The following is a 24,007-nucleotide window of genomic DNA, read 5'->3' as shown; positions in this document are numbered from 1 at the left end:
GAAGGTTCCGCGGCTTCCCGGGCGATGCGGCGTTCGAACTCGGAGAACGCCATGCTTTGTTCCGGGGTCAGACGGCGGTCGAGACTCCGCACCCACTCGGCTCGGCGGGCGTGCATCGCTTGTGAGTAACGCCTGCTCTTGCCTTGGCGAGGTGCTTTGGCGAAGCGTTCCCAAGCCGCTTGGCGGCTAACGCCCAGCGCTTCGCGACCAGGCGTTCCGCGCTGGCGGCGAGTTCACTGACTTCCAGCAGCCACGGGGTGAAGTCGTTCTCCGCGGTGAGTGCTGGCTTTTCCCGGGCGACCGCGTCCGCGGCCGAGCGATGCCGCCGAGCCAGGTCCGAATACGCGCGAGCCACCGCGGCCAGGTGCTCGGCGTGTGAGCGCAAGCTGGCCTTGACGAACTTTTTAAAGTTTACCTTGACAAAACGAGCGCTGTATTCGTTGGCCGACAAGGCGCTCGCCATTGCTCTTGATCCTGATCTGTCAAGGCTGCTTTGACAGATCAGTGCGCAGACGCGCGGCCTGGGGGCCAACTGGCGTTCGACGGTGGTCCGTCCCCGCCGGAAGCTGGAAAGTCCCTTGGTGTATCGACTGCGCACACCTCGGGAGTCTCTACCCGCATCTCTGCCGGTACCTCGAAACCCGGCTCAACCTGAGAGCCGCGAAGCGAAAGCGGCGAAAGCGCCCCTGAACGCCGAAAAGGCCGCCCCGATCACTCGAGGCGGCCTTCATCGGAAGAGCGTCAGGAACCCGGCTTGCTCGCCGTCGGCGAGAGCGGCTTCACGCCGTTCCCGTTCCCGTTCGCCGGCTTGGTCGCCGGGCCGTTCTGCTTCGGGGCGTTGGCCGGCTTCGCGGCCTGAACCGGCTTGGGTGCCGCGGCCTTCACCGCCTGCTTCGCCGAAGCCGGGATCGAGGGCTGGACTACCGGCACCACCGGGGCGGCCGGCGTCGTCGGGGAGTCCACCGCCGTGTCGCCGCCCACCAGCTTGGACGCCTGGGGGATCACCGCCTCCTCCGGCAGCGTTGCCAGCTGCGTCTCGCTGCGGTTGAGGATGTCCTCCGCCGCCGCCAGGCTCTTGCGGGCCTGCTCGCGGATCTCCGCCAGCCGCTCGACCTTGCGGTTGGCCGCCGTCGTGCGCTGGGCCGCCTGGGTCGTCGCCTCGTCGAGCCGGCGCTTGGCCTCCGCCGTCGCCTCCGCGAGCCGGCGCTCGGCCTGGTTCTTGCTCGCCGTGCGCTGGTCGGCGACGTGCTTCTCCAGCGCCGCCTTCTGGGCCGCCTGGGACGACTCGAACTCGCGCTCGAGCTTCCGCCGCTTCCGCTCGGCCTCGTTGTCCAGCAGCTCGCGCCGCTGTGCCGCCTCGACGGTCAGCCGCTGCACCTCCGCGCGCGTCTCGGCAAGCGCGTTTTCGTGCTCCGAGTGCAGCAGGTCGGCCTGCTTGTCCAGCTCCGCGACGAGCTTCGTGTACCGCTCGCGCAGCTTCGTCGACGCCTCGGTCGAGCCCGCCCACGTCTTCTCCGCGGCGGCCTCGGCGCGCTTGATGATCTCGTCCGCGCGGGCCTGCGCGAGCGTGACCGTCCGCTGCATCCGCTCGTCGAGGTCCTCGAGCCGCTCCGGCGGCTTCTTCAGCTCCTCGATGCGCGCTTCCAGCGAAGCCACCTGCGAACGGATCGACTCGGCCTCGCGGGTCGCGGCGGCGGCCTGCGCCACGGCGGCGTCGCGGTCGCTGAGGACGCGGCGCAGCTGGGCCTCGACGTGGTCGAGGTACTGCCGGACTTCGTTGCGGTCGAAGCCGTGCCAGGCCTGCGTGTATTCACGACGAAGGGGGAGAAGGCCGTTGAGGGCGGTTGCGGCGGGGTCGCGCTCAGGAACCATGCGCCCGACCGTACCCGGGCACGGTGCGCTTACGCCGGTCGGCTTAACAAATCACCAACACGTGTCGCGGTCCTGGCGGCGCGTCGCCGGAATGGCGGCACCCCCGAAACGCAGCGTTACCAGTGGAACCCACGGGAAAGCCGGGCCAACGCCATCGCGGCGCGGGAAAGGTGAATCTCGCCACGCCCGATCTTGAGCCGGCCCGAACCGCCCGCCGCGGTCGAATCCGGGAAGATCCGGAAACCCTGGTACGCGACGGCGTCGGTGAGCCCCGGCGTGAGCGTGTAGGCCAGCCCGATCGCCTGCCCGGCGGGCGTGCCGATGTGCTTCGGCCGCTCGACGAGCGCCTTCATCACCATGTCCGCGGCCTGTTCCGGCGACTTCGTCGGGAACGCGTCGTAGATCTTCGTCGGCCGGATCATCGGCGTGCGCACGAGCGGCATGTGGATGGTGGTGAACGTGATCCCGTCACCGTGCGTCTCGGTCGCCGCGATCCGCGAGAAGTAGTCCAGCGCCGCTTTCGACGCCGCGTACGCCGAGAAGCGCGGCGCGATGCCCTGGACGCCGATCGACGACACGTTCACGATGTGCCCGAACTTCCGCTCCGACATGTGCGGCAGCACCGCGAGGATCAGCCGGACCGCGCCGAAGTAGTTGATCGCCATCGCGCGCTCGTAGTCGTGCATCCGGTCGTAGGACAGCTTGATCGACCGGCGGATCGACCGGCCGGCGTTGTTGACCAGCATGTCGATCCGGCCGTGCTCGGCCAGCATCGCGTCGACGGCCTTGTGCACCGAGTCCTCGTCGGTGAGGTCGGCCGGGTACACCGACGCCGTGCCGCCGGCGGCGACGATCTCGTCGCGGACCTCTTCGAGCTCGTGCTGCCGGCGGGCGACGAGCAGCGGGACGCCGCCCGCGGCCGCGACCTTGAGCGCCGTCGCGCGGCCGATGCCCGAGGACGCGCCGGTGATGATCACGCGGCGGCCGTCCAGCTCACCGCGCGGGCCGTGCTTGCGCGCGCGGAACGGGTCGAGGTGCTCGCGCCAGTAGCGCCACAGCGTCGGCGCGTACTCCTCCAGCCGGGGGACCTCGACGTTGCCGGCCAGCGCCTTGCGCGTCTCGGCCGAGGAGAACACCGACGGGAACGCCATGGTCTCCAGCAGCACCGGCGGGATGCCGAACCGCTCCATGACGGCGTCGCGGGCGATGGTGACGCCGGGGATGTGCTCGGTCAGCTTGACCAGCCCGACGATCCGCTTGGAGAGGCCTTCGCCGAGCTGCACGCTGATCGTCGGCGCGCCCGCGGCCTTCGCGAAGGCGTTGTACACGGACACGACCGGCTGCGGCTCGGGGTTGACCAGGTGGAAGGCGCGGCCGTCGAGGCCGGGCTTGACGACCAGCTCCAGCAGCGCCTTGGCGACGTAGTCGACCGGCACGATGTTGGTGTCGCCGAGGTCGGGGCCGACGATCGGCAGGACGTCCGGCAGGCCGGCGAGCCGGTTGATCGCGGGGAAGAGGTAGTACGGGCCGTCGATCTTGTCCATCTCGCCGGTCTCGGAGTGCCCGACGACGACCGCGGGCCGGTACACCCGCCACGGCACCTCGTCCTGCTCGCGGACGATCTTCTCGGCCTCGAACTTGGTCCGGTGGTACGGCGTGACCAGCCGCTGCCCGGCGTCGAACATCTCCTCGGTGAAGACGCCTTCGTGGTCGCCCGCGACGGCCACCGAAGACACGTGGTGCAGGCACCCGGCGCGCAGGTCCGCGGCGAGGTCCACGACGGCGCGCGTGCCGTCCACATTGGCCTTGACGCTTTCTTCGTCGTCGGCGGTGAGGTCGTAGAGCGCGGCCAGGTGCACGACGTGGTCGACGTGCCCGCGCAGCTCCTCGCGGTCCGCTTCGGACACGCCGAGCAGCGGCTCGCCGAGGTCGCCGGTGACCAGCGTGACGCGGTCGGAGTGCGGCCACTGGTCGACCAGCGCGGCCAGCTTCGGCTTGCTCGACGCGCGCACGACGAGCGCGACGCGGTCGTCGTCGGGGCGGGAGAGCAGCAAGCGGGTGAACTGGCGCCCGATCAGTCCGGTCGCCCCGGTCACCAAGAACGTCGCCATCGTCTTCACACCTCTCGCCCGCATCCCTGACCCTGGGCATTCTGCTGCATGCGGGCGTCACTGACCACCGTGGCGGGACGTGATGTTACCCACGAGTAACTTAGGCGGGGTCCGCGACGACGACGCGGTTCTCCTCGTAGCCGTCCGAACCGCCGACCCAGCGGCCCCCGCAGGTGACCAGCACGACGCGGTGCGGGCCGGACTGGCCGAAGAGGTCGTCGGCGCGGGCGGGCAGGTCGTCCTTGTGCACCGTGACCAGCTGGGAGATCCGGTAGTGCCAGGTCTTGCCCGCACTGTCCACAATGGTCACGGCGGCGCCGATCTCGGCGTTCCAGAGCTCGGCGAACGGCCCGGTGGCGCCCCGCCAGTTCACGTGCCCGGCGAAGACGCTCGCCCCACCGGCGGCATCGAGGGCGGCGCCCCACCAGGTCGCCTGGCCGAGGTCGTTCGGGATCGGCAGCTCGCCGCCGGGGCCGAGGTCCTTGCGCACCAGCGCGGCGGTGCCGCCGGCGGGCAGCCGGACGGTCCCGGGTTGTTGCGGTGGCGGAGGTGGCGGCGGCGCGGTCGAGGTCCGCGCGGCCGGCGCGGCACTCGTCGTGACCGGCGGCGGTGGCGCGGGAGCGGACGGCCGGGCGGCCGGAGCGGCGGCCCCGGCGGCAGGCAGCGCGGTCCCGGCCACGACGGCAACCGGCGGCGAGGTGACGACGGTGGAGCCGAACTGGACCGCGAGCACCGTGGCCGCCCCGAGCGCGAAGCCGGCAATCAAGCGGGTGCGGCCGGCTTTCGGCGCGGCTCGAGTGCGGTGGCCGCGTTGCCAGGGGTCGGGCTCGGTGTCGCGTTGCCAGGCGTCGCCGGTTTGCCAGTCGGCGCTCGGCGGCCACTCGCTGCTCGGTCGGCTGCCGCTCGCCGGTCGGCCGGCGGCTTGCCGGTGATCGGCGGCCTGCCAGTCGGTGCTCTGCCCGCCGTCGCCGGTTTGCCAGGCGTCACCGCTCTGCCGGTCGCCTCGCCACTCGTCGACGAACCAGCTGTCGTCCTGCCAGTCTTTGCCTGCCATCGCGGACTACCTGCGCGAAGCCCGCCGCGCGGCGAAGCCGACCAGGCCGGAGCCCAGCAGCACCAGCAGACCCAGTCCGGCCAGCCCCGGCGCCGAATAGCTCGTCTCGACCACACCCCGCGCCTGGACGACCGGTGCGTCGCCCGCCGGGATCGCGCGCGGGACCTCGTTCGGCTTGTTCGCCACCGTCAACGCGAGCGTCTCGCCCGGCTTCACCGTGCCGCACGCCGACGGCGGGTTCTCCGGGTCGTACGCGTTCGTGTACCCCGGCGGCGGGCCGGCCTCCACCACGCAGATCTCCTGCGGCGCGCGGAGGTTCTCGACCGTCACGCCGCCGGTCGTGCCGTCGGTCGTCACGACCGCGGGCTTGCCGTCGGCGCCGGTGAGCGGCTTGCCGTCCTGGCCCAGCGCCGCCGACTTCTTGTCCTTGCCCGTGATCCGCAGGACCGCGCCGCCGACGCCCTTGCCCGTGTTCGCGTCGGTCTTCGTCACCTTCACCAGCCCCGGCTTCGCGACGTTGACCACGCCCTGCGCCGTCAGCTCCTTCTCGCCGCCGGTGGAGACGACGCGCTGCTTCGCGGTGTCGACCGGCGCCCGCACGTACGGGCGGTCGGCCGGCGCGGCCAGCGACGCCAGCAGCTTCGGCCGCTCGCCGGCCGGGGTCAGCTTCACCCGCACCGCGCCGTCGGCGTCCGTCTTGAGCGTGACGTCCTTCGCGGCGGCCTGCGGGCTCGCGTTCCCCGCGGTGGTGGCAGCGGCGTCCTCGCCGACCGTCGCGGCGGTCGCCGTCAGCTTCACCGGGACGTCCGGGACGCCCTTGCCCTTCGCGTTCTTCACGGTGACCGTCCACTCGGCGGGCTCGCCGACGTGCTGGTCGCCTTCGGGGGTGGTCACCGACGCCGTCCACGGGCCGCGGTTGGCCTCGGCCTCCGTCTTCAGCTTTTCGACGGCGGCCTGGGCACCCGCGGGCAGGCCCTTGAGGTGGAACGGCGCGTCGTAGCCGAGCTTCGCGGCGGGCAGCGACGGGTCGAGGTCCGCGGGAGTGCGCGGCGCCGACGTCCAGGAGTGCAGCAGGTGCGCCAGCGCCGCGGCCTCGTCCGGCTTCTTCGTGTCGCCGTAGCGCAGCAGCAGGTACGAGATGTTCGCCGCCTGGTCGGCGGGGAGCTTCGTGCCCCACTTCGTCAGCAGCTCGTCGCCCGGTTTGTACACCTCGTCGGTGTCCGGCGCCTTGAGCTGGAAGCTCACGCAGAAGACCTGCTGCCCGCCGACGACGTAGGACCCCAGCCAGTTGCGGCTGCCGGTGCCCGCCTGGCCGGGCTCGACCGCGTGGCCGATGCCCTCCTGGCTCGCGGCGGACGCGGCGGGGGCGCCGACGGTCACGGACAGCGTGCCGAGCAAGGCCGCGGCGACCAGGCCGGTGAGCGCGCGGACGCTCGCGCGCGAAGGTGTTGACCACCTCATGGTGTGTAGGCTCCTTCGTCGGACGCGCGGCAACGACAACGGCGTCGCCGCAGGTCACACGATTGATCAACTCCCCGACGCGCGTACGGTGAACAACCGGGCACGCCAGGTGAGCGTCGCGCCGAAGGGGCCGGACTGTCTACCGCCCTTCGGGTGGCGGTGGTCGAACGGTCGTGATCTCGGTCGCATACCGTGTCTGCCGTGGCCACGGGCCTGCCGTCGAGTAAAGTCGTCTTTACTCGACGGGAACCGCACGTACCCGGCGGTCGTTGAACCCGATGCAGCGTCGATCCACGAAGCAGCAGATCCAGGAGGATCAGGTGCGTTCCAGTAGCAACCCGGCGTTCCGCAACCTGCCCCGCGGCGGAACCCAGACTCACGGGCAGTACGGGCCCCCGGTGGGCTTCAACCAGACCCAGGGCGGCGTGCCCGGGTACGGACCCGGGCAGGTCACCTCCGGCGACGACGACCGGCCGATGACCGTCGACGACGTCGTCGTCAAGACCGGCATGAGCCTCGGCGTCGCGCTGCTCGTCGGGATCGTGACCGCGATCTGGGCCCAGAACCAGCTGGCCGAGACCGGCCGGCTCTCCGGTGCCCTGATCGGCGCGATGATCGGCGGCCTGATCGTCGGGCTCGTCATCTCGCTGGTGATCATCTTCAAGCAGAAGCCGAGCGGCCCGCTGACGCTCGTCTACTCGGCCGCCGAAGGTCTCTTCCTCGGCGCGCTGAGCGGCGTGTTCGAGGTGATCTACCCGGGCATCGCGCTGCAGGCGATCATCGGCACCGTCGGTGTCTTCATCGGCATGCTGGTCGTCTACAAGACCGGCGCGGTCAAGGTGACGCCGAAGCTGACCAAGTGGATCGTCGGGGCCGTCGTCGGCGTCGCGATCCTGATGCTGTTCAACCTGATCAGCTCGTTCGCCTTCGGCTTCAACCCGCTGCGCGACGGCAGCCCGCTCGCCATCGCCTTCAGCATCCTGTGCATCGGCATCGCGGCGTTCAGCTTCCTGCTCGACTTCGACCAGGCCGACCGGATGATCCGCGAGGGCATGCCGTCGAAGTGGGCCTGGTACACCGCGTTCGGCCTGATGACCACGCTCGTCTGGCTGTACCTGGAGATCCTGCGGCTGCTGTCCTACCTCCGCGAGTAACCTGGCTCACAGTTCCGATAGGCGACACAGTGAAGGCGCTCCGTAATCAACGGGGCGCCTTTTCTGTGGGTAATTCGTGCATATGGGGACCCCGGTGCGGATCATGCTCACCCTGCGTGTTTGATGTCCCGGTCGGTTCTCAATTTCACATGTGTGAGGTTCACAGTGAGCGTTCCCCCTCCGGCCCCCGGGGGCCAGCAGCCGGTGGGTCAGCCCGATCCCTACGGGCCGCCTCCGGGCGGTCAGCCGCAGCAGTACGGCCAGCAGGGCCAGTACGGCGCGCCCGGCACCCCGCCGCAGGGCCAGCCCGGCCAGTACGGCCCGCCGCCGGGCCAGTACCCGCCGCCGCCCGGCCAGCCCGGCTTCCCGCCCGCGCCGCCGGCCCCGCCGAAGAAGTCGAAGGCCGGCCGGTTCATCGGCCTCGGCATCGGCGTCGTCGTGCTCATCGGCGTCGTGATCGCCGGGTACTTCGCCTTCAAGAGCTCGCCGGCCAGCTCCAACGTCGGTGACTGCCTCTCGATCACCGAGTTCACCCGGGGCGGCGACGACCCGGCGAAGGCCGACTGCGGCGACCCGAAGGCCAACGTCAAGATCGCCGCCAAGCTCGACAGCGCGAGCGACGACTGCCCCGGTGGTTCCGACGCCGGCTACGACACCTACTCGGTCAGCGGCCGCAGCTCGTACAAGCTGTGCCTGATGATCAACGCGAAGCAGGGCGACTGCCTGGCGAACTTCTCGTCGCAGACCAAGGGCTACCAGAAGGTTCCCTGCAGCGACCCGACGAAGGACGCCGAGCTCGTGAAGGTCGTCGAGGGCCAGGCGAGCGACAGCGTCTGCGAGGGCACGGACGCCACGCGCGTCGCGGTCTACCCGCAGCCGCCGACGACGATGTGCGTCAAGACGAACTAGCGGCCACCAGCCTCGTCGAAGGCCTTCTCGCGTGCTTCGCGAGGAGGCCTTCTTCGCGTTCAGGGGTACCCGGATTGCTCCGTTCGTCCCACACTGTGCGACGAGCTGCGGAAAAGCGATCACCGGACCTAACTTGGGTCGTCCTTCCCGCCCGAGCCTGGAGTACTGGTGGCGACGACCGAATCCCCTGCCGGTGAAAAGAAGTTCCTCGACTTCCCCACCTCCTGCGCCGCGCCCGTCCCGCAGCCGGAGGAACCCGTCCGCGTGGTGCCGCTGGCCGTCGCGGGCGTCCTCGCGGCCGGCCTGACCTGGTACGTCTGGGCGAGCTACGGCGCCAAGTTCGGCGTCCTGCTGCTGCTCGGCCTGGGCCTCGGGCTGGCGCTGTTCCACTCGCGGTTCGGCTTCACCTCGGCGTGGCGGCAGCTGATCGCCGTCGGCAACGGCCAGGGCCTGCGCGCCCACACCCTCCTGCTCGGCACGGCCGCGACGCTGATCGCGCTCATCGCCGGCACCGGCGCCGGGCTGTTCGGCAGCAAACCCGCGCCGACGGCCAGCCCGCTCGGGCTCGCCCTCTTCGTCGGCGCGACGCTCTTCGCGATCGGCATGCAGCTCGGCGGCGCGTGCGCGTCCGGCACGCTGTTCGCGGTCGGGTCGGGGCAGTCGACGATCGTGCTGACGCTGGGCGGGTTCATCACCGGGTCCGTGCTCTACACGTGGGCGTACCCGGTGCTGAGCGGCTGGCCCGAGCTCAAGGGCGTGCTGCTGGCCGACCACGTCGGCTGGTTCGGCTCGTGGGCGATCACGATCGCCGTGCTCGCCGGGATCGTGCTGGTCACCCGCGTGGTGCAGCGCCGCCGCACGCCACCGCCGGTGGACGCCGTGCCGACCGCGCACGGGCTCGCGCGGATCTTCCGCGGCTCGTGGCCGGTCCTCGCCGGCGCGGTCGTCTTGGGTGTGCTGGCCGGCGCGGTGTTCCTGGTCTCCGGCGGGATCTGGGGCGTCACGAGCGCGTTTTCCTTGTGGGGCGCCAAGATCCTGCAGGTGTTCGGGCTGCACCCGGAGTCCTGGGAGTTCTGGCAGCAGAAGCCCAACGCGACGTCGCTGGCCAACCCGATCTGGAAGGACAAGAACAGCCTCACCGACATCGGGATCATGATCGGCGCGGCGGTGGCCGCGGCGGCCGCGGGCGCGTGGAAGATCCACAGCTCGATCCCGTGGCGCACGGCGCTGGCCGCGGTCCTCGGCGGGATCATGATGGGCGTCGGCGCGCGGATGGCGGGCGGCTGCAACATCGGCGCGTACCTCGGCGGCATCTCGACCGGCAGCCTGCACGGCTGGCTGTGGGGCGTGTTCGCGCTCGGCGGCACGTGGATCGGGCTGAAGCTGCGGCCGCTGTTCGGGCTGGCGAACCCGGTGCCGACGGACAGCATCTGCTGATTTTTTGTCGGGGTCCCCCGGTACTCTCGCGGACGAATCCACGAACCTGGGGGACTTCTTCCTTATGACTACGCAAAGAACCGGCTCGGCGCCGAACGGTGACGCGCTCGACGCCGGTGTCCTGAAGGTGGCCTCCGTGGTCGTCCTGGGCGCCATCATGGCGATCCTGGACACCACGGTCGTCAACGTCGCGCTGCAGAAGCTGACGATCGAGTTCTCGACGTCGTTCGACGTCATCCAGTGGGTCGCCACGGGCTACCTGCTGGCGCTGGCGACCGTGATCCCGGTCACCGGCTGGGCGTCCGACCGCTTCGGCACCAAGCGGCTCTACATGCTCGCGATCGTGTTGTTCCTGGCGGGCTCGATGCTCGCGGGGGCGGCCTGGAACATCGAAACGCTGATCGTCTTCCGCGTCCTGCAGGGCTTCGGCGGCGGCATGCTGATGCCGTGCGGCATGACGATCCTGACCCGCGCGGCCGGCCCGCAGCGGATCGGGCGCGTGATGGCGGTGCTGGGCGTGCCGATGCTGCTCGGCCCGATCGGCGGCCCGATCCTGGGCGGCTGGCTGGTCGACGCGGTGAGCTGGCGCTGGATCTTCTTCATCAACGTGCCGATCGGCGTGATCACGCTGCTGCTGTCGTGGCGGCTGCTGCCGAAGGACGAACCGGAAGCCACCGGGCGTTTCGACTTCGTCGGCATGCTGATGGTGTCGCCGGGGCTGGCGGCGCTGATCTTCGGCGTCTCGAAGGTCCCGTCGGCGGGCGGGTTCGGCGCGGTCGAGGTGTGGCTGCCGGTGCTGGCCGGGGTGGTGCTGCTGGTCGCGTTCGTGGTGCGGGCGCTGCGCGTGCCGAACCCGCTGGTGGACCTGCGGCTGTTCAAGAACCGGTCGTTCACGATCGCGATGGTGACGATGTCGCTGTTCTTCGTCGCGTTCCTCGGCGGGATGATGCTGCTGCCGACGTACTTCCTGCTGGTGCGCGGCGAAACGACGCTGCACGCGGGGCTGCTGCTGGCCCCGCAGGGCTTCGGCGCGATGATCATGATGCCGATCACCGGCCGCCTGGCCGACAAGGTGGGCGCGCGCAGGATCGTGCTGCCGGGCATGGTGCTGCTGGTCGGTTCGATGGCCATGCTGACGCAGGTCACCGCGACCACGCCGTACTGGGTCCTGCTGTCGGCGCTGTTCGTGATGGGCCTGGGCATGGGCTGCACGATGATGCCGATCACGACGTCGGCGTTGCAGACGCTGCAGCCGAAGGACATGGCCCGAGCATCGACGGCGACGAACATCGTCCAGCAGACGGCGGGCGCGATCGGCTCGGCGGTGATGGCGACGATCCTGGCGGCCCTGCTGGCGGGCAAGTTCGGCGTCCCGACGGCCCAGGGTCAGCTGGCGGCAACGGCGGCGATCCTGAACCCGGCGACGCACAACGAGGCAACGGGCTTGGCGGCGGACGCGTTCTCGACGACGTTCGTGTGGTCCCTGGTCCTGGTGGTGCTGTGCGTGATCCCGGCGCTGTTCCTGCCGAAGTCCCGCCCGGCAACCCCGGCGCCCTCGCAAGACGGCGACGAGATCACACCCCCGGTGATGGTCCACTAGCCGACCGCCCAGGCACGCGAGCCGACCCTCCAGGCACGCGAGCCGACCCTCCGCGGTGTGATCCAAGGGTCGACACGCGTGACTGGAGGGTCGACACGCGTGATCAGAGGGTCGACACGGCCCCGCCGTCCGGGGTTCGCCGTGTCGACCCCTCAATCACGCGTGTCGACCTCCGAATCACACGTGTCGACCCTCTGAACACGGCGAAGGCCGCCACCGGATCCCGGTGGCGGCCTTCGTCGTCAAAGCGTCAGGAGAGGCGTTCGATGATCAGCGCCATGCCCTGGCCGCCGCCCACGCACATCGTCTCCAGGCCGAACTGCTTGTCGTGGTGCTGGAGCGAGTTGATCAGCGTCGACGTGATGCGCGCGCCCGTCATGCCGAACGGGTGGCCCACCGCGATCGCGCCGCCGTTGACGTTCAGCCGGTCGAGGTCGATGCCCAGGTCGCGGTACGACGGGATCACCTGCGCCGCGAACGCCTCGTTGATCTCGACCAGGTCGATGTCGCCGATCGACAGGCCCGCGCGGGACAGCGCCTGCTTGGACGCCTCCACCGGCCCGTAGCCCATGATCTCCGGCGACAGCCCCGTCACGCCGGTCGACACGATCCGGGCCAGCGGCGTCAGGCCCAGCTCGCGCGCCTTCACGTCGGACATGATGACCAGCGCCGCCGCGCCGTCGTTGAGCGCGCAGCAGTTGCCCGCCGTCACGCGGCCGTCCGGGCGGAACACCGGCTTCAGCCCCGAGACGCCCTCGATGGTCACGCCGGCTCGCGGGCCGTCGTCCTTCGAGACGACCGTGCCGTCCGGGAGGGTCACCGGGGTGATGTCCTTGGCCCAGAAGCCGTCGGCGATGGCCTTCTCGGCCAGGTTCTGCGAGCGGACGCCGAACTCGTCCATGTCCTCGCGCGTGACGCCCTTCAGCCGCGCCAGGTTCTCCGCGGTCTGGCCCATCGCGATGTAGACGTCCGGGACGTCCCCCGAGGTGCGCGGGTCGCTCCAGCTGTCGGTGCCGGACTCGGCGGTCGCCGCCGTCCGCTTCTCGGCGTCGGCGAACAGCGGGTTGTGCGTGTCCGGCCACGAGTCCGAGCTGCCCTTGGCGAACCGCGAGACGGTCTCGACGCCGGCCGAGATGAAGACGTCGCCCTCGCCGGCCTTGATCGCGTGGAACGCCATCCGGGTGGTCTGCAAGCTGGAAGAGCAGTAGCGGGTGATGGTGCAGCCGGGCAGGTGGTCGTAGCCGAGCTCGACGGCGACGGCGCGGCCCATGTTGAACCCGGACTCGCCGCCCGGCAGGCCGCAGCCCAGCATCAGGTCGTCGATGTCGGCGGGGTCGAGCTGCGGCACCTTGGCCAGTGCCGCCTGGACCATCTGCACGGTCAGGTCGTCGGGCCGCATGCTGACCAGCGAGCCCTTCCCGGCACGGCCGATCGGCGAGCGAGCGGTGGAGACGATGACGGCTTCAGGCATGACGTGACACATCCTCGTATCGCGAGCTAAGCGGCTAAGCGGTTGCTCACCATAGTGCCGTGTACCGCGCCGGGGAGAAAGCCGAAGACGGTGTGAGCTTCTCCGGGGACTGGCAGGATCACCCCGGTGGGGAACCGGCTGGAGCGAGTGCTGCGGACCAGGACCATCCTGCTGTGGGGCGCCGGCCTGCTGGTCGTCGCCGGGGTGGCCGCCGCGCTGCTGCTGACGCTCCTGGGTAGGGGCCGACCGGAGGACGTCGCCCGGCTCGACGCGCTGCGGACGGCCGCCAACATCGTCGTCGGGACCGGGGGTGCCGCCGCGCTGCTGCTCGCCGCCCGGCGGCAGCGGTCGGCCGAGCTGGACCTCGTGCAGAAGGAGCACGACGCCACCGAACGCCGGATCACCGAGATCTACGGCAAGGCCGCCGACCAGCTCGGCAGCGACAAGGCCCCCGTGCGCCTCGCCGGGCTGTACTCCCTCGAACGGCTGGCCGGCGGGTACCCCGAGCACCGGCAGACCATCGTCAACGTCCTCTGCGCCTACCTGCGGATGCCCTTCAAGCACAACGCGAAGAACGCCGAGGAGCTGCAGGTCCGCAAGACCGCGCAGCGCATCCTGATGCTGCACCTGCGCCCCGGCTCCGGGGACGAGCCGAGCGGGGACTTCTGGCCGGACGTCGACCTCGACTTCTCCGGGGCGACGCTCGTCGGGCTGAACCTCACCCACTGTTCGATCCGGTCGATCGTGTGCTTCGAAACCCGGTTTCTCGAACTCGCTTCCTTCCGCGGCACCGAATTCCGCACGAAAGCGGACTTCAACCAAGCGCACTTCGCCGGCCGCGTCGATTTCCGCGGAACCGTTTTCGGTGGCGATCGCGACAGCTTCCACGGCGCCGTTTTCGCAGGTCCGGCCGATTTCGGCACGAAGTCCGCCGCCCGGCTCGCCGGCGCCGAGGCGCAAGGCGGCTTCCGGCGGACCTGGCCACCGGACTGGGAAGAACGGCCGATCGCCGACCGGAGAGAGTGGTCACGATTGACACGAAAGGCCGATCCTGGGCAACCGGAACGCCGATAGGATCGTCGCAGCAATAGTAGGTCGCCATTCCTGACGCAGGAGGTGAACTGGCGATGGTTATCGGACCGCACGCTTGTGCGCCTCCCTCCCCTCTTCGGACGGGCTGCCCTGCCGCGATCGGTGCCGGGCGGAACCTCCGGGACGGGATGACGGCTCAGCGTGCGGCGGCCCTCGGGCCGGTACCGGGGTAGACGAGCAGCTTGGTGGCTGCCGGTGGTCTCCCCGGGCGGTCCGACCTCGCGCTCGCGACCCGTGATCACCGACGCGCACCCGGAGGCCCCCGGGGCCGGGTCCGCCACGAGTGGACAACGCCACCGGTCGGCCGTTTAGGCTGGCGGGCGTGGAGTACGCAGAGCACATCGCAGACCTCGTGGGCAACACCCCGCTGGTCAAGCTGAACTCGTTGACCAAGGGGCTCAAGCCGCTCGTGCTGGCCAAGGTCGAGTACCTGAACCCGGGTGGCTCGGTCAAGGACCGGATCGCGCTGCGCATGATCGAGGCGGCCGAACGCTCCGGCGAGCTGCGCCCCGGCGGCACGATCGTGGAACCGACGTCCGGCAACACCGGCGTCGGGCTGGCCATGGTCGCGCAGCGCAAGGGCTACCAGTGCGTCTTCGTCTGCCCGGACAAGGTCAGCGAAGACAAGCGCAACGTCCTCAAGGCCTACGGCGCCCGCGTCGTGGTGTGCCCGACCGCGGTGGCGCCCGAGCACCCGGACTCCTACTACAACGTCTCCGACCGCCTGGTCCGCGAGATCGACGGCGCCTGGAAGCCCAACCAGTACGCCAACGCGCAGAACCCGGAGAGCCACTACCTCTCCACCGGCCCCGAGCTGTGGAAGCAGACCGACGGGAAGATCACCCACTTCGTCGCGGGCGTCGGCACCGGCGGTACGATCTCCGGCACCGGCAAGTACCTCAAGGAGGTCAGCGACGGCCGCGTGCTCGTGGTCGGCGCCGACCCGGAGGGCTCGGTCTACTCCGGCGGCAGCGGCCGCCCGTACCTGGTCGAGGGCGTCGGCGAGGACTTCTGGCCGGAGACCTACGACCGGAACATCGCCGATGAGATCATCCCGGTCTCCGACGCCGACTCCTTCCAGGTCACCCGCCGGCTCGCGCTGGAGGAGGGCCTGCTGGTCGGCGGCTCCTGCGGGATGGCCGTCGCCGCCGCGCTGAAGCTCGCCGAGCGGCTCACCGAGGACGACGTCGTGGTCGTGCTGCTGCCCGACGGCGGCCGCGGCTACCTGACGAAGGTGTTCAACGACACCTGGATGTCCTCCTACGGCTTCCTGCCGCCCGACTCCTCCGGCGCGACGGTCGCCGACGTGCTCACGAAGAAGAGCGGCTCGCTGCCCAACCTCGTGCACTCGCACCCCAACGAGACGGTCGCCGAGGCCATCGCGATCCTGGCCGAGTTCGGCGTCAGCCAGATGCCCGTGGTCAGCGCGGAGCCGCCGGTGATGGCCGCCGAGGTCGTCGGCGCGGTCAACGAGCGTGACCTGCTCGAAGCGCTGTTCACCGGCAAGGCCCAGCTGGCCGACCGCCTCGACCGGCACATGTCCCCGCCGCTGCCGACCATCGGCGGTGGCGAGCAGGTGAGTGCCGCGATGACGGCGCTCGAGGGTGCCGACGGCGCGCTCGTGCTGGTCGACGGCAAGCCGGCCGGGGTCGTCACCCGGCACGACCTCCTGGGCTTCCTCGCCGGCCGCTGAGCGGGAGCTGTGAAAAGACGTAATCGGCGCACCCGGCCGGGGCGTTACGAGCGCCCTGCCGGGTGATCCGATAGCGTGAGCGCAAATAGAACACTTTCGCGTCCTCGTCAAGGGGGTTCAAGACCCACATGAGTGCACCGCAGCCACCGAACCAGCCGTGGGGTGGCGGCCAGCCACCTCAGGGCCCGCCGAGTGGCCCCCAGCCGCAGCAGGACAACCCGTTCGGCAGCCCGGAACCGACCCAGGTCGTGCAGCCCGCCCAGCCCCAGGGCGGTTCCCCGTTCGGGGAGACGCCCGAACCGACGCAGGTCGTCCAGCCGGGCCACCCGGGTGACGGCGGGGCGGGCGCGACCCAGGCGATGCCGCCGGTCGACGCGAACGCGACGCAGATGGTGAACCCGGCCGGCGGCGGCGACGCCCCGATCGCGGACTCCACGCAGCTGGTCCCGCCGGGTTCCCAGCCGCCGGCGATCCCGTACGCCCCGCCGCCGAGCGCGGCCGACAACCCGGCCGCGGCGTTCGGCCAGCAGGGTGGTTACGGCCAGCAGGGTGGCTTCGGCCAGCAGGGCCAGCCCGGTCAGCCGGGCGGGTTCGGCCAGCAGCCGGGCTTCGGCCAGCCGGGGCAGCCCGGTCAGCCGCCGCAGGGCTTCGGCGGTCCCGGCTTCGGCGGCCCCCAGCAGCCCGGCTTCGGCGGTCAGCCGCCGCAGTTCGGCGGACCGTCGGCCGGGGGCAACGGCCTGTTCGGCTACATCGCCGGCGGCGTGGTCGCCCTCCTGGGCCTGATCGCGCTGATCATCGCCTTCAGCTACATGGGCGACGCGAGCGACTACTCGAAGATCTTCGACCTCGCGCCCGACCAGGCGGCGATCGACAAGGTGCTCGACGAGGCCGGGATCATCGGCCCGGGCCTGGTCTGGTTCTACGTGATCATGATCCTGGTGGGCGCGCTGGTCTCCCTCGCCGGTGGCGTCGGGCTGGCGCTCGCGGGCAAGCTGGGCGGGCTCAAGAAGTTCGTCCCGATCGCGATCGTCGCGGGCGGCGCGCTGCTCACGGTCTTCGCGCTGCTGCTCAAGATCGGGATGACGCCGAACGCCGCGACGCTCGCGCAGGCCTCCGCTTCCGAGCGGAGCACCTTCGGCCTCGGGCTCCCGCCGCTGATCCTCGGCGTGCTGATCCTCATCGTGGGTGTGCTCGGGTTCATCCCGGCGACGCAGCAGTTCGTCGGCCTCGGTGCCGGCAGTGCCGCGCCGGGTGGGCCGCAGGGCTTCGGCGGACCGCCGCAGGGCGGTTTCGGTGGCCCGCAGCAGCCGGGCGGGTTCGGCCAGCCGGGTCAGCCCGGTCAGCCGGGCGGGTTCGGCCAGCAGCAGGGCGGCTTCGGCCAGCCGGGGCAGCCGGGCCAGGGTTACGGCCAGCCTCCGGGCTACGGCCAGCCGGGCGGGCCCAACCCGTCCAGCGGCGGGTTCCCGCAGCCGTCGAGCGGGGGCTTCCCGCAGCCGGGCCAGCCGCCGCAGCAGGGCGGGTACGGCCAGCCGCAGGGCTACCCGCAGCAGCAGCCGGGCCAGCCGCCGCAGGGCTGGGGCCAGCCCCCGGGCCAGCAGGGCCCGCCGAGCGGCGGGTTCGGCCAGCCCGGCCAGCCGCCGCAGCAACAGCAGTGGTGAACTAGTACACCAAAACGTGCCCTGGAGCCCATTCGGCTCCGGGGCACGTTGCATTAAAACCGCCGGTGAGAAATTGTCTCAAATGGACAAATGCGCGGTATCGAAGGTCATCCCGGTCTCGTGACAGCATTTCTGCCGCTACCGCAGGAAAATGATCTTGGGTTCCGCCGTCCGGCCGAATTCCGTTCTCTTTCGGAGTCACTTCCCCCTTTCCCGACTAGGGTGAACGCCGTAGTCCCGTGCTCTGCTGATGGGGGAGTTGTGACCGGTCCGCGCGGATATCCGGTGTCGCGTTCGCATTCGTATTCATCGACTCGGCCGTCCGGAGTAACGGCGATCCTCGCCGGCTTGCTCGGACTTGCCGCTGCCGTCGCCGCGGGATATGTCCCGGTCCGGATCTTTCTCGACATGCCCGCCGAATTCAGCCTCGGTGCCCTGCCGGGCTGGGTGCTCGTGGACCTCGCCGCCTACCTCGCCGCCGGGCTCGTGCTCCTGCTGGGCGCGCTGACGACGTTCTTCCGCGCGACGGCCGGTGCGATCCTGCTCGGCCTGGGTGCCCTGCTGGCCATCGGCGCGCTGCTGATGGAGCCGCTGTCGGTGGGCGTTCCGCTGGCGCGGTTCGCGGACGCGATGTTCACCCACGGCGGGTTCGCGATGGTGGACCGGGTGGGCCTGGCCGGCTTGGCGGTGCTGGTGCTGATCCTGGCGCTGCTGCCGCCGACCTTCCGCTACCTGCGCTACCGCACGCCGTCGGTGCCGATGTGGGCGGGCCAGGAGGCCTATTCGTCCCGGGGCTGGTGACCCGCGCCGGTCACCGTCGGTGATCGACCGTATCCTCGGCAGCCGTGACCCGAACCGAAGACCGGACGGCGCTCGCCGCCGCGGTGCTCGCCCTGCTCGGCGGGCTGCTCTACCTGGCCGGGCTCGTCCTGGACGTCGTCGCGCTGGCTCGGTTCCCCGGTGACGCCGGTCGCGTGGGCGTCCACACCGCGGTCGACGCCGTGCTCGCTTCGACGCTGCTGCCCGGCGGCGTCCTGCTGCTGCGCCGGCAGCCGATCGGCCGGATCGGCTGCATCGCCGGGAGCTCGGCGGCGCTGCTCGCGACGCTGACTTCGGCGGTTCTCGCAGCTTGCGGACTCACCTTCGAAGGCCCCGGCGACCTGGCGATGGGCGGCCTGACCGCGCTGGCCCTGGTGGTGCCGCCGGCCGTGGCGACGCTGCTGCTCGCCGTGTCCGCGCCCACCGCCCGGTGGTGCGGCATTGAGATCCGTCCCACCTGACGGGAATGTCAGGGCCTCGCCGTACGCTTACCCCATGGTGGACGACTACTCCGTACTGGGATTCGAGACCCGCGCGATCCACGCCGGTCAGAAGCCAGACCCCCGCACCGGCGCGGTGATCGTGCCGATCTACCAGACCTCGACCTACGCGCAGGACGGCGTCGGCGGGACCCGCGAGGGTGACTACGAGTACTCGCGCACCGCGAACCCGACCCGCTCGGCGCTGGAGGAGGCGCTGGCCTCGCTGGAAGGCGGCCGGCACGCGCTGGCCTACGCGTCCGGCATGGCGGCCTCCGACGTGGTGCTGCGCAGTACCCTGCGCCCCGGTGACCACCTCGTGCTCGGCAACGACGCGTACGGCGGCACGTTCCGCCTGATCGACAAGGTGCTCAGCCTGTGGGGCGTCGAGCACACCGTCGCCGACCTGGCGAACCTCGACGAGGTGCGCGCCGCGATCCGGCCCGAGACGAAGCTGATCTGGTGCGAGTCGCCGACCAACCCGATGCTCGGCATCGCCGACATCGCCGCGCTGGCCGGGGTCGCGCACGACGCCGGCGCTCGCCTGGTGGTCGACAACACCTTCGCGACGCCGTACCTGCAGAACCCGCTCTCGCTGGGCGCGGACATCGTCCTGCACTCGACGACGAAGTACCTCGGCGGCCACTCCGACGTCGTCGGCGGCGCGGTGATCACGAACGAGGACGAGCTGCGCGAGCAGCTGTTCTACCTGCGCAACGCCGCGGGCGCGGTGCCCGGGCCGTTCGACGCGTGGCTGACCCTGCGCGGCATCAAGACGCTGGCCCTGCGCATGGAGCGCCACAGCGACAACGCCGAGCTGGTCGTGCAGGCGCTGGTCAAGCACCCGAAGGTCGCGAAGGTCTACTACCCGGGCCTGCCGGAGCACCCCGGCCACGAGACGGCGGCGAAGCAGATGCGCCGCTTCGGCGGGATGGTCTCGTTCAGCCACGCGGACGGCGAGCAGGCGGCGCTGGAGGTGGCGTCCCGCACGAAGCTGTTCATCCTGGCCGAGTCGCTGGGCGGCATCGAGTCCCTGATCGAGCACCCGGGCAAGATGACCCACGCGAGCACCGCGGGCTCGACCCTGCAGGTCCCGGCCGACCTGCTGCGCCTGTCGGTCGGCATCGAGGACGGCCGCGACCTGGTCGCGGACCTGCTGACCGCCCTGGGCTGACCCCTCGGACACAGCAAAACGGCGCCGGAGCTGCTCCGGCGCCGTTTTCGCGTGCTGAAGATCAGGGGTTGTAGTTGCCGTGCACGACGCCACCCGACTTCGGGGTGCCCGTCGCCGGCAGGTTCGCGCCGTCCACGCAGCCGCCCACCAGCTCGACGTGGCTGTCGTGGCGGATGTACTGGGCCGGGGACCCGCACGAAGCGCTGTCCACCGTGAAGTACGCGGCTCCGGTCAGCGCCGCGGCCGAGGCCAGCCCGATCACGAGCGGAACCAGCCCGGCGGACCGGGTGGCGCGCGCCCGGTGCGAGTCGTTCCCCCGTGCCATGTGTTGCTCCCTGTTTACCGCGTGTTGACACGCCCAGGGTACCCGGCTCCAGGTCCGGTCAACCTGTGGAGTTCCTGAGTGGCATAACCTCCGGCCATGGAACTCGTGACCATCGAGCGGATCCAGGCCGCCCGGGACCTCCTACGCGGAGTGACCCGGGTGACGCCGATGGAGCACGCGCGCGACCTGCGCCGGCTCCACGGCGGTCCGGTGCACCTGAAGTGCGAAAACCTGCAGCGCACGGGGTCGTTCAAGATCCGCGGCGCCTACACCCGCATCCACGGCCTCAGCCAGGCCGAACGCGACCGCGGCGTCGTCGCGGCCAGTGCCGGCAACCACGCGCAGGGCGTCGCGCTCGCGTCGTCGCTGCTCGGGGCGAAGTCCACCGTCTTCATGCCGCTGCGGGCGCCGCTGCCGAAGCTCGCCGCCACCCGCGGGTACGGCGCCGAGGTCCACCTCCACGGCGCGCTGCTGGAGGAGACCCTCGCCGCGGCGATCGAGTTCGGCGAGCGGACCGGCGCGGTGTTCATCCACCCCTTCGACCACGCGGACGTCATCGCCGGCCAGGGCACCGTCGGCCTCGAGATCCTCGAGCAGGTGCCGGGCGTGAAGACGATCCTGGTCGCGACCGGCGGCGGCGGGCTGGCCGGCGGGGTCGCGTCGGCGGTGAAGGCGGTGCGCCCGGATGTGCGCGTCGTCGGCGTGCAGGCCGAAGAGGCGGCCGCGTACCCGCCGTCGCTGGCCCAGGGCGCGCCGGTGCGGCTGAGCTCGACGTCGACGATGGCCGACGGGATCGCGGTCGGCGAGCCGGGCCCGGTCAGCTTCGCGCACGTCGCGTCGCTGGTGGACGACGTCGTGACGGTCACCGAGGAGTCCCTTTCCCGCGCGGTGCTGCTCTGCCTGGAACGCCGCAAGCTGGTGGTCGAGCCGGCGGGCGCGGCGACGGTCGCGGCGCTGCTGCAGCACCCGGGGATCTTCGAACCGCCGGTGGTCGCGATCCTCTCGGGCGGCAACGTCGACCCGGTGCTGCTCCTGCAGATCATCCAGCACGGCATGACGGCGGGCGGCCGCTACCTGCGCCTGCACCTGCGGGTCCCGGACCGCCCGGGGTCGCTGGTGGGCGTGCTGTCCTGCGTGAGCGAACTGGGCGCGAACGTCCTCGACGTCGAGCACTCCCGGATCTCCGGCAGCCTCGACCTCGGCGAGGCCGACGTCGTCCTGGCGCTCGAGACCCGCGGTCCCGAGCACTGCAAGGACCTCGAGATCGCGCTGACCAACGCGGGTTACACGGTGGTCTGAGGCTGTTCTCCGGTGATCGCGGCGAGGGCCAGGTCCTTCGCCGGCTCGGGGACCTCCGGTGGGGCGGTGAAGCGGCGGGCCCGGATGTGGGCGACCAGGTCCGGGTCCGGCGGCACCCCGTGCTCGCGCAGGTAGTACGCCACCGCGCCGGGCCAGGCCCAAGCGCCGTCGGTGCGGAAGTTCATCGGCACGGCGTCCGTGCGGTCCGGCGCGAACGCGTCCGGGCCGTTGCTGCGCGAAGCCAGGATGACCGGCGCCGCGTCGAGGTAGGCGAGCACGCGCTCGGCTTCGGCCGGGGCGAGCTGCTGACGGCGGATGAGCGGGCGGCCCGCCTCGTCGAGGCCGTCGTGGATCCGCGGCGTCCGGACCTCGCCGGGAGCCGGCGGGGTCAGCCCGGCGCGCTCACGCAGCCACGGCGGGACGTGCTCGTCGGCGCGCGGGAAGAACCGCAGCTCGTCCTGGAAGCCGATCGGCGGCGGGGTGCGCCGCCACTGCGGCTCCCGGTCGGCGGTGAAGTCCGCGCTGACGCCCTGGACGGCGTCGACGAGCACCACCGCGCTCACCCAGGTCCCGAGGCCCGGCCGGTACATGCCCGCGCGGAGCGTGCCCAGCAGCTGGAGCAGGTCGGGCGGGGGCTGCACCGCGCGGGGCGTGCCGTCGTGCCCGGTGACGACGACGTCGGCCTCGATGTGCCTGCCGACCGCCCGGTACTCGGTCCGGACCTGCCGCCACGTGCCCGGCGGCGCCATCGACGCCAGTCCCTGGCCGATCTGCGCGACGAGCTGGTGCTGCTGGTCCGGCCCCAGCGGCGTGCTCATCGCCCCGGCCCCGGCTCGGGCGGCCGGGTGGTCGCCTGCGGGATCTCCTCGAGGGTGCCGTCGGCCAGCAGGTCGGCCACGGACCGTTCGAGCACGTAGGCCGTCCCGCCGCCGGGCTGGTCGTACCAGGCGATGACGGTGCCGGTCAGCGCCCGCACCGGCCGCCGCAGGCGGTAGACGTGGAAGGCCCAGTCACGGATCTCGGCGGGTTCGGACCGGTTCTCCCACTCGGTCCGCGCCGCGTACAGCGTGTTGCCCGCCGGTTCGCCGTAGCGGTCCAGCTCGGTGCCCGGCGGCAGCGTCACCAGCCGCTTCCCGCCGTACATCTGCAACCCGACATCGCCGCCGACGGGCTGGATGGGCCACTCCGCCGTGGCCCGCTTGGCGTCCGGGGGGAGCTCGTCGCGGAAGGCGGCGCGGTTCAGGTACAGGTGCCCGGTGAAGTAGCGGACGGCCGCCACCGCGCTCGGGAAGGTGGCGAGCTCCAGCCGGTCTTCGCCCTGGGCCCGGAACACCGCCCAGCCGTCGCCTTCGGGGACCAGGCACCAGGCGCCGTCGGCGATCTCGCCGATGCGGTAGCGGGCCGGGGCGATTTCGAGCTCGGCGGCGGCGTCTTCGGCCGCGCGCAACGCGTCCTTGGCCGCGGCCTCGGGGTCCGCCGCGCCGGCGGGCGTCGCCGTGCCGACCGCCTCGGCCAGCCAGTCCGGCAGCGCGTCGCCGGTCCGCGGGAACCGCGCGAGCTCACGGGGGAACTCGCCGGCCGGTCGCGGCCGGTCCCACGCCGGCTCGTCGTCCCACGTGTAGGTGTACTCGGCGCTCGAGTTGAGCGCGATGTGCGCGACGACCTGGAACCACGTCCCGCGGCCTTCGCGGTACATCCCGGCGCGCAGCGCGGCGAGCAGCTCGCCGACTTCGGCCGGTGGCTCCCAGAGGTACAGCCCGCCGTCGGTGACGCGCCGGACCATCACCGGCAGCTCGACGTGGTCGCCGATCGCGCGGTAGGTCAGCATCACCTGCGCCCAGTCCGGCGGCACGGACATCGAGACGATGTTCCCGATCTGCTGCCAGTACCAGTTCTGGCCCTCGGGATCCAGCGGCGGGTCCGGCAGCGCGACCGGGATGTCCTCGGGCACCGGCCGGCCGGCGTCGGCGAGCAGCGTGCGCAGCCACGGCTGGATGTTCTCGGGTTCCCGCGGGAAGGCGTCGAGGTCGCGCACCCAGCCCGCCGGGTCGATGGCGGGTGACCAGCGCGGGTCCCAGTCGAGGTTGAACAGCGTCTGGACGCGCCCCGGCGCGTCGAGCAGGTACCGCATCGAGAACCACGTGCCGTCTTCCGGCTGGTGGAACGCTTTCCGCATGCCGCGGACCGCGGGCGCGACCGCGTCCGGCACCGCGATCGCGGGCCGGCTGCCGTCTTCCATCAGGACCGTCAGGACGAAGTCCTCGACGTCGACGTTGAGGCGGCTCACCAGTTCGATCCGCCGCCATCCCGGGGGCACGGCGTCGACGAGGGCGTTGCCCACTTCGTGCGACTGCTCCCGCCACTGCGAGGCGTCACGAGGCATGAGCGCGGATCCTTTC

The 24,007-nt window shown here is 71.4% G+C and carries 20 protein-coding genes; 11 read left to right on the top strand and 9 right to left on the bottom strand.

What is annotated here, in order from left to right:
- Positions 1 to 67: 67 nt before the first annotated feature.
- The 5 genes from QSK39_RS05390 to QSK39_RS05370 form a co-directional block, all read right to left on the bottom strand.
- The gene (locus QSK39_RS05390; RefSeq protein WP_285476537.1) at positions 68 to 463 is read right to left on the bottom strand and encodes a hypothetical protein; all 396 of its coding nucleotides are present in this window, start codon (positions 461 to 463) and stop codon (positions 68 to 70) included.
- A 278-nt stretch (positions 464 to 741) separates the two neighbouring features.
- Positions 742 to 1,872: a coiled-coil domain-containing protein gene (locus QSK39_RS05385; protein ID WP_285476536.1), complete on the bottom strand. Its 1,131-nt coding sequence runs from the start codon at positions 1,870 to 1,872 to the stop codon at positions 742 to 744.
- Positions 1,873 to 1,988: 116 nt separating this feature from the next.
- Positions 1,989 to 3,983 carry an SDR family oxidoreductase gene (locus QSK39_RS05380; RefSeq protein ID WP_285476535.1) on the bottom strand — a complete coding sequence of 665 codons (1,995 nt, stop codon included), beginning with the start codon at positions 3,981 to 3,983 and terminating at the stop codon, positions 1,989 to 1,991.
- A 100-nt stretch (positions 3,984 to 4,083) separates the two neighbouring features.
- Complete coding sequence (locus tag QSK39_RS05375) at positions 4,084 to 4,749, bottom strand: class F sortase (protein ID WP_285477935.1); 666 nt, start codon at positions 4,747 to 4,749, stop codon at positions 4,084 to 4,086.
- 294 nt (positions 4,750 to 5,043) lie between these two features.
- Entirely contained in the window at positions 5,044 to 6,498 is a 1,455-nt protein-coding gene (locus QSK39_RS05370; protein ID WP_285476534.1) for a collagen binding domain-containing protein, read from the bottom strand.
- 320 nt (positions 6,499 to 6,818) lie between these two features.
- Between QSK39_RS05370 and QSK39_RS05365 the strand changes: the two genes are divergently transcribed.
- The 4 genes from QSK39_RS05365 to QSK39_RS05350 all read left to right on the top strand — a co-directional run bounded on the left by QSK39_RS05365 (position 6,819) and on the right by QSK39_RS05350 (position 11,598).
- Entirely contained in the window at positions 6,819 to 7,652 is an 834-nt protein-coding gene (locus tag QSK39_RS05365) for a Bax inhibitor-1/YccA family protein (RefSeq protein WP_285476533.1), read from the top strand.
- 204 nt (positions 7,653 to 7,856) lie between these two features.
- Positions 7,857 to 8,561 (top strand): LppU/SCO3897 family protein, encoded by a 705-nt coding sequence (locus QSK39_RS05360; protein ID WP_285477934.1) that lies wholly within the window; start codon positions 7,857 to 7,859, stop codon positions 8,559 to 8,561.
- Between the two features lie 168 nt (positions 8,562 to 8,729).
- Complete coding sequence (locus QSK39_RS05355; protein ID WP_285476532.1) at positions 8,730 to 9,998, top strand: YeeE/YedE family protein; 1,269 nt, start codon at positions 8,730 to 8,732, stop codon at positions 9,996 to 9,998.
- Positions 9,999 to 10,062: 64 nt separating this feature from the next.
- Positions 10,063 to 11,598: a DHA2 family efflux MFS transporter permease subunit gene (locus QSK39_RS05350; protein ID WP_285476531.1), complete on the top strand. Its 1,536-nt coding sequence runs from the start codon at positions 10,063 to 10,065 to the stop codon at positions 11,596 to 11,598.
- A 250-nt stretch (positions 11,599 to 11,848) separates the two neighbouring features.
- On the opposite strand, the gene QSK39_RS05345 is transcribed toward QSK39_RS05350, so the two are convergent.
- Positions 11,849 to 13,069 carry an acetyl-CoA C-acetyltransferase gene (locus QSK39_RS05345; protein WP_285476530.1) on the bottom strand — a complete coding sequence of 407 codons (1,221 nt, stop codon included), beginning with the start codon at positions 13,067 to 13,069 and terminating at the stop codon, positions 11,849 to 11,851.
- A 126-nt stretch (positions 13,070 to 13,195) separates the two neighbouring features.
- Between QSK39_RS05345 and QSK39_RS05340 the strand changes: the two genes are divergently transcribed.
- From QSK39_RS05340 to QSK39_RS05315, 6 genes are all read left to right on the top strand, one after another.
- The gene (locus tag QSK39_RS05340) at positions 13,196 to 14,143 is read left to right on the top strand and encodes a pentapeptide repeat-containing protein (RefSeq protein WP_285476529.1); all 948 of its coding nucleotides are present in this window, start codon (positions 13,196 to 13,198) and stop codon (positions 14,141 to 14,143) included.
- 340 nt (positions 14,144 to 14,483) lie between these two features.
- Positions 14,484 to 15,854: a cystathionine beta-synthase gene (locus tag QSK39_RS05335; RefSeq protein ID WP_284749071.1), complete on the top strand. Its 1,371-nt coding sequence runs from the start codon at positions 14,484 to 14,486 to the stop codon at positions 15,852 to 15,854.
- Positions 15,855 to 15,982: 128 nt separating this feature from the next.
- Positions 15,983 to 17,512: a hypothetical protein gene (locus QSK39_RS05330; protein ID WP_285476528.1), complete on the top strand. Its 1,530-nt coding sequence runs from the start codon at positions 15,983 to 15,985 to the stop codon at positions 17,510 to 17,512.
- Positions 17,513 to 17,920: 408 nt separating this feature from the next.
- Positions 17,921 to 18,313, top strand: coding sequence for a hypothetical protein (locus QSK39_RS05325; protein WP_285476527.1), 393 nt, complete (start codon positions 17,921 to 17,923; stop codon positions 18,311 to 18,313).
- 44 nt (positions 18,314 to 18,357) lie between these two features.
- Complete coding sequence (locus tag QSK39_RS05320) at positions 18,358 to 18,792, top strand: hypothetical protein (protein WP_285476526.1); 435 nt, start codon at positions 18,358 to 18,360, stop codon at positions 18,790 to 18,792.
- 34 nt (positions 18,793 to 18,826) lie between these two features.
- Positions 18,827 to 19,984 (top strand): cystathionine gamma-synthase, encoded by a 1,158-nt coding sequence (locus QSK39_RS05315; RefSeq protein ID WP_284749075.1) that lies wholly within the window; start codon positions 18,827 to 18,829, stop codon positions 19,982 to 19,984.
- Between the two features lie 61 nt (positions 19,985 to 20,045).
- Here the strand turns inward: QSK39_RS05315 and QSK39_RS05310 are convergent, their stop codons facing one another.
- Positions 20,046 to 20,309, bottom strand: a complete 264-nt coding sequence (locus QSK39_RS05310) for a hypothetical protein (RefSeq protein ID WP_285476525.1) — start codon at positions 20,307 to 20,309, stop codon at positions 20,046 to 20,048.
- A gap of 96 nt (positions 20,310 to 20,405) precedes the next feature.
- Between QSK39_RS05310 and ilvA the strand changes: the two genes are divergently transcribed.
- Positions 20,406 to 21,608, top strand: coding sequence for a threonine ammonia-lyase (gene ilvA, locus QSK39_RS05305; protein ID WP_285476524.1), 1,203 nt, complete (start codon positions 20,406 to 20,408; stop codon positions 21,606 to 21,608).
- Here ilvA and QSK39_RS05300 read toward each other — a convergent pair.
- Complete coding sequence (locus tag QSK39_RS05300; RefSeq protein WP_285476523.1) at positions 21,593 to 22,426, bottom strand: ferredoxin; 834 nt, start codon at positions 22,424 to 22,426, stop codon at positions 21,593 to 21,595. The genes ilvA and QSK39_RS05300 overlap by 16 nt on opposite strands.
- Complete coding sequence (locus QSK39_RS05295; RefSeq protein ID WP_285476522.1) at positions 22,423 to 23,991, bottom strand: TNT domain-containing protein; 1,569 nt, start codon at positions 23,989 to 23,991, stop codon at positions 22,423 to 22,425. Before QSK39_RS05295 ends, QSK39_RS05300 begins: the two co-directional genes overlap by 4 nt.
- Positions 23,992 to 24,007: the final 16 nt, after the last annotated feature.

Origin of the sequence: Amycolatopsis sp. NBRC 101858, from assembly GCF_030269325.1 — a bacterium.
Taxonomy (GTDB): domain Bacteria; phylum Actinomycetota; class Actinomycetes; order Mycobacteriales; family Pseudonocardiaceae; genus Amycolatopsis; species Amycolatopsis ponsaeliensis.
This window is presented reverse-complemented; position numbering and strand designations above follow the sequence as displayed.